14 protein-coding genes are annotated in these 13,835 nt (G+C 69.7%); 4 read left to right on the forward strand and 10 right to left on the reverse strand.

Features of this window, described 5'->3' with window-relative positions; all coding sequences use genetic code 11:
* Positions 1–12: 12 nt before the first annotated feature.
* Genes ABZT47_RS06150 through ABZT47_RS06165 form a run of 4 tightly spaced genes read right to left on the reverse strand, consistent with a single transcriptional unit; the run spans position 13 to position 5,728 of the window.
* Entirely contained in the window at positions 13–876 is an 864-nt protein-coding gene (locus ABZT47_RS06150) for a carbohydrate ABC transporter permease (RefSeq protein WP_354836765.1), read from the reverse strand.
* Positions 869–1,789, reverse strand: coding sequence for a sugar ABC transporter permease (locus ABZT47_RS06155; RefSeq protein ID WP_354836770.1), 921 nt, complete (start codon positions 1,787–1,789; stop codon positions 869–871). The genes ABZT47_RS06150 and ABZT47_RS06155 overlap by 8 nt, the downstream gene beginning before the upstream one ends.
* A gap of 14 nt (positions 1,790–1,803) precedes the next feature.
* The gene (locus ABZT47_RS06160; protein ID WP_354836772.1) at positions 1,804–3,072 is read right to left on the reverse strand and encodes a sugar ABC transporter substrate-binding protein; all 1,269 of its coding nucleotides are present in this window, start codon (positions 3,070–3,072) and stop codon (positions 1,804–1,806) included.
* A gap of 49 nt (positions 3,073–3,121) precedes the next feature.
* Positions 3,122–5,728 carry a glycoside hydrolase family 97 catalytic domain-containing protein gene (locus ABZT47_RS06165; protein ID WP_354836774.1) on the reverse strand — a complete coding sequence of 869 codons (2,607 nt, stop codon included), beginning with the start codon at positions 5,726–5,728 and terminating at the stop codon, positions 3,122–3,124.
* A 448-nt stretch (positions 5,729–6,176) separates the two neighbouring features.
* Here ABZT47_RS06165 and nth point away from each other — a divergent pair, with 448 nt between their 5' ends.
* The 3 genes from nth (at position 6,177) to ABZT47_RS06180 (ending at position 8,472) form a co-directional block, all read left to right on the forward strand.
* On the forward strand, positions 6,177–6,887 hold the full coding sequence (gene nth / locus ABZT47_RS06170; protein WP_354836776.1) for an endonuclease III: 711 nt from the start codon (positions 6,177–6,179) through the stop codon (positions 6,885–6,887).
* Between the two features lie 273 nt (positions 6,888–7,160).
* A complete protein-coding gene (locus tag ABZT47_RS06175; protein WP_354836778.1) occupies positions 7,161–7,397 on the forward strand; it encodes a hypothetical protein in 237 nt (78 codons plus the stop codon).
* Positions 7,398–7,596: 199 nt separating this feature from the next.
* A complete protein-coding gene (locus ABZT47_RS06180; protein ID WP_354836780.1) occupies positions 7,597–8,472 on the forward strand; it encodes an aminoglycoside phosphotransferase family protein in 876 nt (291 codons plus the stop codon).
* A gap of 33 nt (positions 8,473–8,505) precedes the next feature.
* Here the strand turns inward: ABZT47_RS06180 and ABZT47_RS06185 are convergent, their stop codons facing one another.
* From ABZT47_RS06185 to ABZT47_RS06205, 5 genes are all read right to left on the reverse strand, one after another.
* Positions 8,506–9,561: a hypothetical protein gene (locus ABZT47_RS06185; RefSeq protein WP_354836782.1), complete on the reverse strand. Its 1,056-nt coding sequence runs from the start codon at positions 9,559–9,561 to the stop codon at positions 8,506–8,508.
* Positions 9,558–10,064, reverse strand: coding sequence for a SigE family RNA polymerase sigma factor (locus tag ABZT47_RS06190; protein WP_354836784.1), 507 nt, complete (start codon positions 10,062–10,064; stop codon positions 9,558–9,560). The genes ABZT47_RS06185 and ABZT47_RS06190 overlap by 4 nt, the downstream gene beginning before the upstream one ends.
* A 468-nt stretch (positions 10,065–10,532) precedes the next feature.
* A complete protein-coding gene (locus ABZT47_RS06195) occupies positions 10,533–10,997 on the reverse strand; it encodes a hypothetical protein (RefSeq protein WP_354836786.1) in 465 nt (154 codons plus the stop codon).
* A 107-nt stretch (positions 10,998–11,104) separates the two neighbouring features.
* On the reverse strand, positions 11,105–11,359 hold the full coding sequence (locus ABZT47_RS06200) for a DUF397 domain-containing protein (RefSeq protein WP_354836788.1): 255 nt from the start codon (positions 11,357–11,359) through the stop codon (positions 11,105–11,107).
* A gap of 22 nt (positions 11,360–11,381) precedes the next feature.
* A complete protein-coding gene (locus ABZT47_RS06205) occupies positions 11,382–12,230 on the reverse strand; it encodes a helix-turn-helix transcriptional regulator (RefSeq protein WP_354836790.1) in 849 nt (282 codons plus the stop codon).
* A 159-nt stretch (positions 12,231–12,389) separates the two neighbouring features.
* Here ABZT47_RS06205 and ABZT47_RS06210 point away from each other — a divergent pair, with 159 nt between their 5' ends.
* Positions 12,390–12,830, forward strand: coding sequence for an ATP-binding protein (locus ABZT47_RS06210; protein ID WP_354836792.1), 441 nt, complete (start codon positions 12,390–12,392; stop codon positions 12,828–12,830).
* A gap of 132 nt (positions 12,831–12,962) precedes the next feature.
* Here ABZT47_RS06210 and ABZT47_RS06215 read toward each other — a convergent pair whose 3' ends face one another.
* Complete coding sequence (locus tag ABZT47_RS06215) at positions 12,963–13,646, reverse strand: L-2-amino-thiazoline-4-carboxylic acid hydrolase (protein ID WP_354836794.1); 684 nt, start codon at positions 13,644–13,646, stop codon at positions 12,963–12,965.
* Positions 13,647–13,835 lie beyond the last annotated feature (189 nt).

The raw sequence follows: 13,835 nt of genomic DNA on the forward strand, positions 1-13,835 counted from the left end.
CGTACTCCCCCGTCATCCCTTGAGTCCGCTGCTCGCGATGCCGGCGAAGAACTGCCGTTGCAGCACCAGGAAGACGATCACGAGCGGTATCGAGCACACGAACGCCCCGGCCATCAGCGTCGGGTAGTCCGTGCCGAACTGTCCCTGCAGCCCCGCGAGGCCCACCGGCAGCGGCCGGTTCTCCCCCGAGGGGGAGACGATGAGCGGCCACAGCAGGTCGTTCCACGAGTACAGGCCGGTCAGCACGGCGAGCGCGGCCAGCGTGGGCCTGGCCATCGGCAGCATGACGTGCCAGAACACCTGGAAGGTGTTGGCGCCGTCGAGCCGGGCCGCCTCCTCGTAGTCCTTGGGCATCGTGCGGAACGCCTGGCGCATCAGGAAGGTGCCGAACGCCGAGAACAGGCCGGGGATGGCGAGCGCCGGCAGGGTGTCCAGCAGGTTCAGGCCGCGGATCAGGTCGTACTGGCCGATCAGGAACAGCTGGCTCGGCACCATCAGCATGAGGATGAACAGCCCGAACAGCGGCTCGCGCCCCCGGAAGCGGATGCGGGCGAAGGCGTACCCGGCGAGCGAGGCCACCGCGAGCTGGCCCGCGACCCGCAGCACCAGCGCGCCGGCCGACACGCCGAACATCGACCAGAACGGCACGGTGGAGAAGAACGTCCCGAACGAGCGCAGCGAGAAGGCGTCCGGCAGGACGGTCGGCGGGATCCTGGTCGCCTCGGCGGTGGTCTTGAACACGGTGAGGATCTGCCAGGCGAACGGCACCACCATGACGACGGCCGCGACGATGAGCACGGCGTGGATCGTCCAGGTGGAGGCCGCTCCCCCGCGCCGGCGGCGGCCCGGCCCGGAGCGGGCGGCGGACTCAGCCATAGAACACCCACGATCTCTGGAGGCGGAACTGCAGGGCCGTGGCGATCATGATCACGATGAGCAGCACGACCGCGATGGCGGCGCCATAGCCCTGGTGGAACTGGACGAACGCCTTCTCGTAGAACAGGTACACGATCGTCTTGGAGTCGGCCAGGGCGGTGTTGTTCACCCCGCGCAGCATCACGAAGATCAGGTCGAACATCTGCAGGGCGGCGATCACGCTGAGGATCGTGACGAAGAAGATGCTCGGGGTGAGCAGCGGCACGGTGATGTGGCGGAACTGCCGGACGCGCCCGGCGCCGTCCAGGGCCGAGGCCTCGTAGAGGTCCTTCGGGATGGCCTGCAGCCCGGCGCCCAGGATGATCATGTTGATGCCGAGGCTCATCCAGATGCCGACCGCGCCGAACGCCCAGATGGTGTACCGGGGGTCGGCGACCCAGAACCGGTCCTCGACGCCGAACCACGACAGCACGGTGTTCAGCAGCCCGAAGTCGCCGTTGTAGATGAACCGCCAGACCATGCCGATGGCCACCGGGAGCGTCACCACCGGCAGGAAGAACAGCACGCGGTACACCGCCCGCCCCCGCCCGACCTGCTCGATCAGCGCGGCGAGCACGACGGCGAGCGGGATGCCGAGCAGGATGATCGCGGTGTAGAGGGCGGAGTTGCCGAACGCCTTCCAGAACTCCGGGTCGCCGAGCAGCTCGGTGTAGTTGCCGAGCCCCACGAACGTGGCCGGCCCGAACGCCGGCACGTCCTGGAAGCTCTTGATCACGGTGGACAGGAACGGCCACAGATAAAGGGCGGCCAGGCCCAGCACCGCCGGGGCGATGAAGGCGAACGCCCACCAGCCACCGGGCTCGCCGACGCCCGCGCGGCGACCGGCCGGCCGCCGCACGGGTGTCGATGTCACAGTCTTGACGGACGTCATTGCTTCGCGAGCACCTTGTCCACGGCGTCCTGGTACTCCTTGGCCGCCTGCTGCACCGGCTTGTCGCCGTTCCACGCGGGGGTCAGGTACTGCGCGGCCAGGCCCTGCCACTCCGAGGCGTTGCCGGCGACCGGCAGCGGGACGCTGTAGTCGATGGCGTCGATGAAGACCTTCAGGTTGAACTCGGGCATCGCGTCGAGCCACGGCTGCTGGGTGCCCTTGTAGGCGGGGAGCACCGTCCCGGTGGCCGCCTGGATCTCGGCCGCCTTCGTGCCGCCGAGGAAGGCCAGGAACTTCTTCAGCTCCTCGGGGTGCTTGGACCCCGCGTACCCGGCGTTGCCGATGCCGCTGGTGACGGTGGCGCGCTTGACGCCCTGCGGCAGCGGCGCGACGTCGACCTTGCCCTTCAGGTCGGGGTTGTTGTGCAGGCGGAAGGCCCAGTACGCGCCGGAGAAGTACATGGCGACCTTCTGGTTCTCGAACATCGAGACGGCCTCGGTGTCCGAGAGCTGCTGCAGGGTCGGCGACACGCCCGCCGCCTGCAGGTCGGCCCAGAACTTCAGGCCGGCGACGCCGGCCGGGCTGGCGAAGTCCGAGGCGGTGCCCTCCGGATTGACGATCTGCGCGCCGGCCTGCAGCATCGTGTTGTAGAAGCCGCCCTGCGCGTCGATCGGCGCCGCGATGCCCCACACGCCCTTGGCCTTGTCGGTGAGCTTCTTGGCGGCGTCCTGCACGTCCTGCCAGGTCCAGGTGTCGTCGGGGTGGGCGACCTTGGCCGCGTCGAACAGCGCCTTGTTGTACCAGATGCCGTTGGTGTCGAAGTCCTTGGGCAGCGCGAAGACCTTGCCGTCCAGGGTGTAGGAGTCCGAGACGGCCTTGGGGTAGACGCTCATGTCGATGCCGGCCGACTTCACCGTGCCGGACAGGTCGAGGAGCTGGCCGCCCTTGGCGTACTCGCGGAAGTGGTCGGCGAGCATCCAGAACGCGTCCGGCGCGGTGCCGCCCGCGGCGCCGACCTGGAGCGTCGACCAGTACTCCGTCCACGGCAGCGTCTGGATCTTGACGGTGATGGTGGGGTTGGCCTTCTCGAACTCGGCCGCGATCTGCTTCATCGCGGGCGACTGGTCCTCGCTCCAGTTGGCGTAGGTCAGCGTGACCTTCTCCGTCGATGACGAGGTCGACGCGCCGCCGGACCCGCCCGAACAGGCGGTCAGGACCGTCGCCGCCGCGGCCATCGCCGCGGCGGCCATCCACTTGCGTTTCATGGTGTTCCTCTGATCGTGCTGTGCCCCGGTCGTCGTGACCGGCGCGGTTTCATCGGCTGATGGATGCGACGCGCAGGGTCGTGTCGACCCAGTCGACGTGGACACCGGTGTCGTCCGGCGTCGCCGTCTCGCTGCGCAGGCAAAGGGTCTGGACGCCCCGGACGTCCACGGTGAACGCCGTGACGGGCTTGCCCGCCTCGACGACGGCGGTGAACAGCTCGCGGCCGTCGCCGAGGACGCCGACCCGGGCGACGCCGGTCGACTCGTCGTCCACGCCGACGGCGCCGGTGAAGGCATCGGCGTGCCCGCCGAGGTGGAAGCGCGCCTCGGAGTACGGCGCGGTGCCGAGGCCGCGCGCGAAGCCCTCGCCGGCCACGCGCATGGGCCGCCCGTCTCCGGGGTTGCCCGCGCCGTTGGACTGGTCGCGTTCGACGGGACCGTCGTCGTTGACGAAGGCGATCATCGGCAGGTCGGACAGCGCGTGGTCGCCGGGCGTCAGCGGGCGCACGACGCGGACGTGCGCGACGACCGGAACGCCGCCGTCGCCGTCCCGCTCGACCGTCACAACCCCGAGCCGACCCGGTGCCAGCGAACGATCGGGGCGAACCACCCACCCTTCCTCGCCGTCGCGGTGGGCCGTCCTTCCGTCCTCGCCGTCGCGGTGGGCCGTCCGACCGCCCTCGCCGTCACGGCCGGATGTCCCACCGCCCTCGCCGTCGCGGTGGGCCGTCCAGCCGGGCGGAAGGCGGAGCCGGGTACCGGCCTCGGTCGTGATAGTCGCGGTGCCGTCCGGCCCGACCTCGGCGACGGCCGGGTGCGCGGCGGGCGGGGACTGCACGGGGCGCGGCACGGCCCGGAACAGCGGGGTTCCGGCCGGGGCGACGATGGCGACGAAGCCGCCGTCGCAGGCGACCTCGACGTCGATGCCGTCGCCCGCGGTCGTGGTGGTCTCCGCCAGCCCGGTGGCCGGCACCTCGCCGGTCGCGGGCGCGGCGTCGCCGACCACCCACACCTGGGCGTCCGCCCCCACCCCGATCTCCTCGAACGGCACGTGCAGGGCGCGCGCCCCGCCCGTGGCGATGCCCCCCACGAACCAGCGGTCGCCGGACCGGCGGGCGATGACCGCGTGGCCGTCCGGGTCGCCGGCCAGCAGCGCCGTCTCCTCCCACCACGGCGCGAGCTCCGCCAGGAACCGGGCCGCGAGGGGCCGGGCCGTGTAGGCGTCGACATGGTCGGCGAAGTGCGTGATCCCGCACTCGAACGCCACCGAGAGCCCGAGTTCGTGGCCGTCGCTCGTCGTGCGGTTCGCCGCGCCGAAGGCGACCGGGGTGGCGTCCATGCCGCCGACGACGTTGCGGGTGAACGGCTGGATCACGTTGTGCGCGGCGGTGAGCGCCTGGTTCTCGAAGAACACGTAGTACTCGGCGCCGCGGATCGCCTCGTACCCGATCACCTGGGGGAACGCGCGTCCCCAGCCGCGCGGGATGACCGAGCCGTGGAAGTTGACCATCAGGCCCAGGCGGGCGGTCTCGGCGAGGATCGTGTCGTACCAGCGGTAGCGGTCCTTGGCCTCCGACTCCATGAAGTCGACCTTGATGCCGGCGACGCCCCACGACCGCCAGAGCGCGAGCCTGCGCAGGTCCTCGGGGCTGTTGAGGTCGCGCCAGATGGTCCACAGGTGCACCTGGACGCCCCGGCGGCTCGCGTAGGCGACGATCTCGGGGACCCAGGTCTCCTCCCACCCGCAGTCGATCAGCAGGTGCTCCCAGCCGAGGCTCGCGGCGACGTCGACGAAGTGCTTCTGCTTCTCCAGCTGCGCACCGGAGTAGAAGTCCGACCACCACGACCAGGCCGCGCGGCCCGGCCGCACCCACGTGGCCTCCTCCAGCTCGAGCGCGGCGGCCGGCGCCAGCTCGTCCACGAACAGCGAGGACACCAGCCGGGACAGCGTCCCGACCAGGAAGACCCGCCACGGCGTCACCAGGCCCCGGGTGACCTCGACGGCCTCGTCGGCCGGCGCGAAGCGCAGCGTCCGCTCGCCGGCCGCCCCGGGCTCTCCCACCTCGGCGTGCGCGCCGGAGAACCGGCCGTCGATGCCGGACTCGGTGACCAGCACGTGCCTGGTGGCGTCGAGCCGGGTCAGGAAAGGGAACCCGTAGGCGCCGCTCGGCAGCTCGGCGGTGGCGACCCCGAAGCGGGGCGTCTCGTACCAGGTCTGGTAGTCGAGCACCCAGTTCCTCGCCCCGGCCGGCAGCGTGACGGCGGTGCGGTCGCCGGTCAGCAGGGCGGTGCCGTCCAGGGCGGGCAACGCGTAGCGGACGGCGACGCCGTCGGGCCCGGTCCGCAGGATCACCTGCCACTCGACGCCGGCCTCGCGGAAGGTGCGGACGGTCTCGTGGTGCTCGTAGTGGTGCTCGCCCACCGCCTTGCCCGAGCGGGCGCGGAACCGGTCGCGGACCGTGCGCTCCACGGCGCCCGCCGGTTCGGGGTTGAGGCCGAACTCGACGCCGTCCAGCGAGAACCCCAGCGGGATCCCGTCAAGGACCACCTCGCCGTCGCACGCGACGGTCAGCCGCACCCCCGTGTCCGTGAGACGGACCCAGGCGCTCACCGCACCCGGACCCGTCGCGGGGCCGGGACGTACTTCGTCGGTCACGAGGTTCTCCATCACGATGCCGTCCGACTGTTTGCCGTGGCGGATCACCGCCACATATCGATGACGCTATTGATCACGTCACCGCACGTAACATGGGCTTTCACAGGTACCAGATAGACGATCCGACGGCCCCGGCGGGACGGCGTTCACCTCCGCCCCCAGCGGGCCGACGGTCGCGGAGGCGTCGCCGCCGCCGGTCGGGTCCGTTGCGCCATCTGGCCTCCAAGGGGAACGATCGACCTGACTTCCTGGACTTCACCGAGGTGCGTCCGTTCAGGTGAGGTAACTATGAGCCCAGGTCGGAGGTCACAGGAATGGTCGAACCGGCGAACCACCTGGACGATTCGACTATCACGCCACCACTCACCACATGTGTCGTCATGATCAGGGCAGCGGGTAACGGCAGACGATCAGTGCAGCAGATGACGGCAGAGGAGGAAGGCGGGAGATGACCGAGGCCGATCGCGAGACCATCGAAGAGGTGCTCCGCCGGCTGCGCGCCCGGCAGGGGCCCTTCGTCCCGGGCAAGGCGCTGCCCGTCGTCGACCAGGTGGTGGCCACCGTGCTCTCGCAGGCCACCTCCGACCGCAACTCCGAGCGGGCGTTCGCCACGTTGAAGACCCGCTTCCCGAGCTGGGAGCAGGCCGCCGACGCCCCCGTCGACGAGGTCGCCGACGCGATCAGGTGCGGCGGCATCGCCGACCAGAAGGCCCGGCGCATCCAGCACATCCTGGCCGTCATCGAGGAACGGGAGGGCCGCATCGACCTCGGCCGCCTGGACGATCTCGACGACCAGGCCGCGGAGTCCTACCTCACCTCACTGCCCGGCGTCGGCCCGAAGACGGCCGCCTGTGTGCTGGTCTTCTCGATGGGGCGCCCCGCGTTCCCCGTCGACACCCACGTCCACCGCGTCACCGGCCGGCTCGGCTGGATCCCGCCCGGCACCACCGCCGAGAAGGCGCACCGGCTCCTGGCCCCCCGCGTCCCTCCGGAGATCCGGCACGAACTCCACATCGCCCTGATCGTCCACGGCCGCACCATCTGCCAGTCCCGCCGCCCCCGCTGCGAGACCTGCCCTCTCACCGACCTCTGCGACTACTACGCCACCACCTACACCCCCACCTACACCCCCACCTACGCCCCCACCGCCGAACACTGACGGCTCCCAGGCTGGACGCGGAACCCTCTGTGAACCGGCCGGGTGGAGTTGCGGGCCCGGCAGGTCACGGGGCCCATAGGTCGCGAGCTCAGTAGGTCACCGGCCCGGTAGGCCACGCCCTCGCCGTCGGGACCGCCGCCGTCGAACCACCGCCGTCGAACCACCGCCGTGCCGCGTCCGGGAGCTGACCGCATCTGGACACCTCCTACCAGATCAGGGCAAGGCACCTCGGGTAAGGATGCACGCGTCCGTACCCCCCGGAAGGAGCGCCTGATGAATGCTCTGGTCAAGCGCATGGCCGCCGTCTGCGCCGCGGCCATGCTCGCGAGTGCCCTCACCGCCGCGCCCGCCATGGCCATGGACGCCCACTACACCTGCACGAGCGGCAACCGGTTCCTCCTGTCCGACCTGCTGGGCTACTACATCACCGCCAGCGGCTGCACCGGGTCGGGCACCGGCACCTACGGAACCATCACCATCCCGTCCGGCAGCTACTCTGCCAGAACGTGACCTACTTCCCGACCATCGACTACGCCAACGGCCAACACTGCTGAGCCCACCACGCCAGGTGAGCCGACCGGACCCGTCCGAAAATCGGATGTCGTCCGCACCACTCCGCGCGTAGGCTTCCTGTCCGGCGGGGCGCGGACCCCGCTCGTCCCGCTCTCGGACGCACCACCGTCGTACAGAAACGGCACCAGGTCTGACCGTGATCGACATAACCGCCGACCTCGTACGCACCCTGGTCTCCGATCAGTTCCCCGAGTGGAGCGACCTGCCGGTCGAGCCGGTGCCCCGCCAAGGCTGGGACAACCGGACCTTCCGGCTCGGTGACCGGCTGGCCGTGCGCCTGCCCAGCGCCGAGGGCTACGTCGCCGCCGTGGAGAAGGAGAACCGCTGCCTGCCCGTCCTCGCCGCGCATCTGCCCCTGCCCGTGCCTGCGGTGGTCGCGGCGGGACGTCCGGCGGCCGGGTATCCGTTCCCCTGGTCGGTACGGCGCTGGCTGCCCGGAGGCACCGTCGAGGGGGCCACCGACCTCGACCGATCTGATCTGGCACGGGACCTCGGAGGCTTCCTGACCGCGCTGAGGCACGTCCCTGCGGACCACGGGCCGGCGGCCGGGCGGCACTCCTACTTCCGGGGCTGTCACCTCAGCGCCTACGGCGACCAGGTCGAGCACGCCCTGGACCGGCTCAAGGGAGTGGTCGACGTGGCCGCCTGTGAGGCCGTCTGGGCGAGCGCGCTGACCTCCGTCTGGCCGCACCCACCCGTCTGGTTCCACGGGGACGTGGCCGTCGGCAACCTGCTCACCACGGGCGGGAGGCTGTCGGCGGTCATCGACTTCGGCACCTGCGGGGTCGGCGACCCCGCGTGTGACCTCGTCATGGCCTGGACGTACTTCACCGGTGACGAGCGGAAGATCTTCCGCAAGGCGGCCGGCCTGTCCGACGATGCCTGGAGGCGCGCACGCGGATGGGCGCTGTGGAAGGCGCTGGTGACCATGGCCGGCCTGTCCAGCCCCGACCCCGACGCCTTCCAGGCCCGCGTCCTCCCCCACGTACTGGACGATCCGGTCATCGAATGACCTCCGCCCCGCACGTCCGTGACTCTTGACGATCTACCGGCGGCGCCAGAGGCCGACCGACCACCGGACCGGGCGGTTCGGCGCCTCGGGCGACATACTGAGCTTCACGGTGAGGGTCGCCTTCCTTCCCTTCGGTACCTCCAGCTCGGCCAGCGCCATCGGGAACGGCCCGCTCGTCCACACGGCGCACGTGCCCCGCGAGGCGAGGCGGCCGTTCACCTGGATCGTGAACCACAGTCGTGGGGCCACGTCCCCGGTGCAGATCTGGTCGATGCCGAGCGGCTTTCCATCGCCGAACACGTCGAACGCCAGTGACCTGTCCCGCGGCCAGGTGCCCGTCCGGGAGTCGGCCAGCCGGTAGCCCCGCAGCGCGGGCAGGGCCCGCGGCGCCGGCGGCTCGATCGGGCGCTCGGGCGGCGCCCACTCGTACACGGCCAGCGAGAAGGCGACCTTCCCGTTCTCCGGCGGCACACAGGAGCCCTTCGCCACAACGCAGCCCCCCAGCCGGTCGACCAGCTCGAAGGAGACCCTGATCCGCTCGCCGGCGCCCCCGGGCACGGTCAGCGGCGCCAAAAGCCTGCCCTTCCCGCACGGCAGGAGGTCCCAGGGGGCCGCGGACACCGGCTTGCCGCCGATACGGATCCGCACCCCCATACTTGATCGGACGCCCCCGGAGCAGGCCGCCGCGACGTCCAGCGGCCCGCCCGTGACCGGCACCGTCACGGTGGCCTTCCTGGAGCCGCCGGCCGCGACGGCCGCCACGGCCAGGCGCCGGTACTCGGCGCCGTCGGCGGCGGTGAACGCCTCAGGCAGCGGATCCGGTCGCTGCGCGGGACCAGCCCCCTGCGTAGACGTCCGGCCTGGCGACGGGGCGACCGCCACCGCGTCGGGACCCGGCTGGGCACGCCCCGGCAGGAAGACCAGGCTCAGCACCGCGACCGCGCTCAACGCCGCGCCCGCGGCAACCGCGCGTCTGCGCCGCCGTATCCTGCGGATGCGTGCCTGGACCTGCTCGTTCCGGACGGGGTTGGCGGGGGCCGGGCCTTCACCATGGGAGCGCAGGACGTCCCGCAGATCTTGTACGGTCATCGGTACAACTCCTTCACGACCGAGTCGTCCACGCGCAGCTTGGCCAGCGCCTTGGCCGTCTGGCTCTTGACGGTGCCGGTTTCGCAGTCCATCAGCCGCGCCACCTCGGCCACCGGCAGGTCCTCGTAGAAGCGCAGCACCACCACGGCACGCTGCCGGGCGGGCAGCCGTCCCACGGCCCGCCAGAGCGCCTCGCGCTCGGCGAGATCGCCGGCCCCCTCCGGGGCGGGCATGTCGGGAAAGTCGTCGCGGGGCACCTCCCGCCGCCACCGCCTGCGCCACCACGAGGTGTAGGTGGTGACCAGCACCCTGCGCACGTACGCCTCGGACTCCTCCACGCCCGGCCAGGCGAACCACGCCTTGGCCAGGGACTCCTGCAGCAGGTCCTCCGCCACCCCCCAGTCGCGGGTCAGCAGGTAGGCCGTGCGTAACAGCCGATCGGACCTCGCCACCACGAAATCCTCATACAACGCCCGATCGGCCACCCGCGCCCTCCCGCCCACCGGCCCCCGACCACGTCACCCCGGGGGCCACTCCATCCGGCCTGTCCTCCGTGGTGACGCATCGACCGCCGAACCGGGTTGCCCCGCCTGTGACGAAATCGGCTCATGGAACTGACGCGTCCGGCGGCCCCACCCGTTGCGCGACTCGGAGAACGACGACGTCGACCTGTGCCCCGCAGACGTCGATGTCAGACCCGTGGCCAAACGGCTCGTACGCGACGGACACCTCGCACGCCGCAACTCGGCCGCACGTGGACGGAGAACCGGCATACCACCTGAGACGCGAAAGCCGGGCCACCACCTGCGGAGGTTAACCCGGCTTCACTTCATGACCCCGAGCGGGAAATGCGCCACCCACAGTAGCCGAATCAGACCCTCTCAAGCAGCGTGAACCGTCCTGCGGCACCCATTCACTCCTCCGGACCTGCAAAGTGGCAGATTGCGGACGGCGACGGCGATCGCGAATGGTCACTCTTTCTCCGTACCTCGGGGCAAGGCAACTCGACGCCCCGCGATGAGACCGGCCGCCATACCGAGGCCGCAGACCAGCAGCGGCCAGCCGTACAGACGGCGCGGTTCCCAGTCGTCGAGAACGATCAACACCCCGGACACCAGAACGCATGCAGCGGCGAACCAGGCGAGACCACGGCCCACGGCCCGACTACGCACGCTCTTGAGCAGCATGAGCAGAATGACGGCCAGCATCACACCTGGTAATGCCAGCTCCAGGTAGTAGACGACCTGCCTGACCTCGTACGACTGCGCCTCCACGATGGGGGTCAGGGCAATCTCGACGAGCAGCGTGGCGATCGACACGGGGAAGGCCATCAGCAACATCAGCACAAATCCGTAGGCGGAGTCCCCCAGCAGACCTTCCATGGTCACCCAGGTGAGCACCCCCACCGCTGCCAGGTAGCACAGAAGGGCCGCCATCTCGGGCAACGCGAGCCTCTCACCTGTGCGGCGAAGCATAGGCGCCTTTCGAGCGGTGTTTGGACGAGCGCCCATGGAAGGGACAAGCGCCGAGGATCGTCGCGGACCTACCCCGCCCGATCGGCCCAGCCATTTTTGATGCCGCCGACGAATGCCCTCCAGACACTAGGTCTGAAGGCGATCACCGGCCCCGCCGTGTTCTTCGAGTCGCGCACGAGGCAAAGTTCGCCACCCTCTTCGTTCCACAGCGCAGCCTCTTCCGGTACCCGCACGAGGGCGAGTTCGACGCACCCATTCGCGCCCTCGCTGAAGCTGCTCTTTCGCCAGTCTCGAGTGATGATCGGTTCCGCTGTTCGCGACACGCAAGTCCCCTTGTCTTGTCGGCTAGAGCTGCTCGGCGATGTGCCCGATCATTTCCAGGGATTCCTCCGGACCGAGCGCCATGGCGCGCAGTTGGTCAAATACCAAGCCATATCGGTGCACATCCGTATCATCCTCGATGTACAGGCTGCTTGCCATGGTCTCTACGTAGACGACAGCAGGATCATGCTTGCCAGGAAACTCCATGATCGAGAAGGCGCCTACCGCACCCGGATGCGCACCGACACGGTTGGGTAGCACCTGAATCGTCACATTGGGCCGCTCGCCCTGTTCCACGAGATGCTTGCACTGGTCGCGCATGACCTCAGGCCCGCCGACGACCCGTCTCAGAGCGGCTTCGTCCATCACCACCCACAACTTCAGCGGATCCGGCCGACGCAGCGTCTCCTGGCGGGTCAGCCGAATCTCCACCCGACGATCGACCTCCTGGGCCGGCGCCAGAGACATCAATCCCGAACGGATGACAGAGCGGGCATACGCCTCGGACTGCAACAGACCATGAATTAGAAGCAAGTCATAGCGCTTGATCTCGCTTGCCGCCACCTCAAGGCTGATGTAGTTGGCGTACTCAGTGGGGATCGAGTCGTACATGTCCCACCAACCCCGGCGGCGATCGGTACGCGCCAGGGTCAGCAACGCCTCTCGCCTGCTTTCGGGCACCTGGTACAGATCGAACAGCAGCAGTAGATCTTTCGCCCGCACACCGACGCGGGCGGTCTCCATGCGGCTCAACTTCGACGCCGACCAACCGACGACCTCGGCTACCCGATCGCCGGTCAGGCCAGCGCGTTCCCGGAGGGCTCGCAGCTCACCCGCCAATCTGCGTCGCCGGACGCTCGGCCCTTGAGCCACTACTCCATCACTCCTTCCGACTTGGCGTCAGTCTCGCGCACCGGCCTCGACCGGAAGGACGAGATCAACGGAGAAGTTGGAGCTGCAATTCTTGCAGTTTCCATGCCGCATCTTCTGCTGTAAGTAATCATTCGATCACACAGAGGAGGGAGCGACGTGATGGCGGACGGTCGGGCGGCGACGGTCAATCTGGTGGGGACGAGGACCTCGGTGCGGCGGGCACGGCAGTTCACTCAGGATCTGCTCGGGGAGGACCATCCAGCGGTGGACGACGCGGTCCTCGCCGTGAGCGAGTTGGTGACGAACTCGCTCAGGCACTCGCATTCAGAAGAGGCCGGCGGCACGGTCACGTTGACCATCCGGTCGTCGGACACGGCGATTCGCATCGAGGTCACCGACGAGGGGTCCTCGACCAGCACACCCCACGTACGGGACGAACCGGATGCCGAGGGCGGACGAGGGCTGCAGATCATCAACGCACTGGCCAAGGAATGGGGCACGACCCACCACGGTCCGAACGTGACCCTCTGGTGCGACATAGCCATCGTCCGACGTCCCTCGCCACCAGGCCGTCAAGCCAGAGATCCCACAGGGCGCTGACGCGTGCCCGCTGTCAGCCGGTGCGGTGCGGGCAGGTGCGGGCGTCAGCCTCCCTCCACTGGGCGCGGGGCGCTGACGAGGGCCGCTCGCTCCCCCTCGGGCGGAGATCGAGGAAGAGCGAGCGGCCGGGCGTCAGTCCTCAGCCGGGGTGTTGGTGCGGCGGAACCGGAACGGGCAGTTCTGGTCGCCGGTGCCGATGGTGGTGGGTCTGTCGAACGCGAAGCCGTGCCGTTCCGGGTCGATGACGTCGATCCAGTTGGCGTCGAAGGCGCAGAACACCGGCGTGAGATGCGCGGCGCCGTTGGCGGACAGGATGTCGTGGTAGTAGCAGCGTTCCACCTGGGCGACGTAGTGACCGTCATCGTCCCGTGGATGGGTGAAGGTGAATCCGGCGCCGAAGGCGTACCGCTCCCGCAGCCTGCTGATCTCCACCATCGCGGCGAACGGGTCGGCGGCGGTGTCCAGCGCGGCGGCGGTCGCCTGCTGAACGGTGCCCCGCATCGGCTCGACGAACGCCGTGCGCAGCAGCGCATGCAGCTCGTCGTCACCGTACTGCGGTGCGAGTTCCTGGTAACCGCCCAGCACGGCCAGGCTGAGCGCGAGGTTGTAAGCGGACGCCTCGTCGAGGATGCGGTGCCGCTGGGCGGTGAGCAGATGCTCGTGCTTCGCACGCAGCCGCGCGATCAGATCCTCTTGGCCGGGGACGGCATCGGCCAGCGCCACGAAGAACGCGTCGATGAGCATCTGAGTCTCGGCGGCCGGATCAGGCTTATAGCCGGCCTCGGGCTGCCGGGCGTCACGGGTGTGGTCGGACATGGGTTCTCCTGGTCGAGTCGGGTCCGATCATGGACCCGACGACGCAGAACCACCCGTGCTGTACGCGGAGGATGCGGCCGGGCCCATGACAAGACGGGCTCGGCCAGCGCACCCACCGACCACCACGGCGCCGACCTGTCGGTCAATTGACCGCATCATGATCGCGCCCGATCCCGGCGAAGTCAACCA

Origin of the sequence: Sphaerisporangium sp. NPDC005289 (assembly GCF_040607455.1) — a bacterium.
In the GTDB taxonomy this organism is placed as follows: Bacteria; Actinomycetota; Actinomycetes; order Streptosporangiales; family Streptosporangiaceae; genus Sphaerisporangium; species Sphaerisporangium rhizosphaerae.

Coding starts and splice junctions, on each gene's coding strand:
- ABZT47_RS06150 (WP_354836765.1), bottom strand. CDS start 876: ATGGCTGAGTCCGCCGCCCGCTCCGGGCCGGGCCGCCGCCGGCGCGGG.
- ABZT47_RS06160 (WP_354836772.1), bottom strand. CDS start 3,072: ATGAAACGCAAGTGGATGGCCGCCGCGGCGATGGCCGCGGCGGCGACG.
- nth (WP_354836776.1), top strand. CDS start 6,177: ATGACCGAGGCCGATCGCGAGACCATCGAAGAGGTGCTCCGCCGGCTG.
- ABZT47_RS06175 (WP_354836778.1), top strand. CDS start 7,161: ATGAATGCTCTGGTCAAGCGCATGGCCGCCGTCTGCGCCGCGGCCATG.
- ABZT47_RS06185 (WP_354836782.1), bottom strand. CDS start 9,561: ATGACCGTACAAGATCTGCGGGACGTCCTGCGCTCCCATGGTGAAGGC.
- ABZT47_RS06195 (WP_354836786.1), bottom strand. CDS start 10,997: ATGGCGGCCCTTCTGTGCTACCTGGCAGCGGTGGGGGTGCTCACCTGG.
- ABZT47_RS06210 (WP_354836792.1), top strand. CDS start 12,390: ATGGCGGACGGTCGGGCGGCGACGGTCAATCTGGTGGGGACGAGGACC.
- ABZT47_RS06215 (WP_354836794.1), bottom strand. CDS start 13,646: ATGTCCGACCACACCCGTGACGCCCGGCAGCCCGAGGCCGGCTATAAG.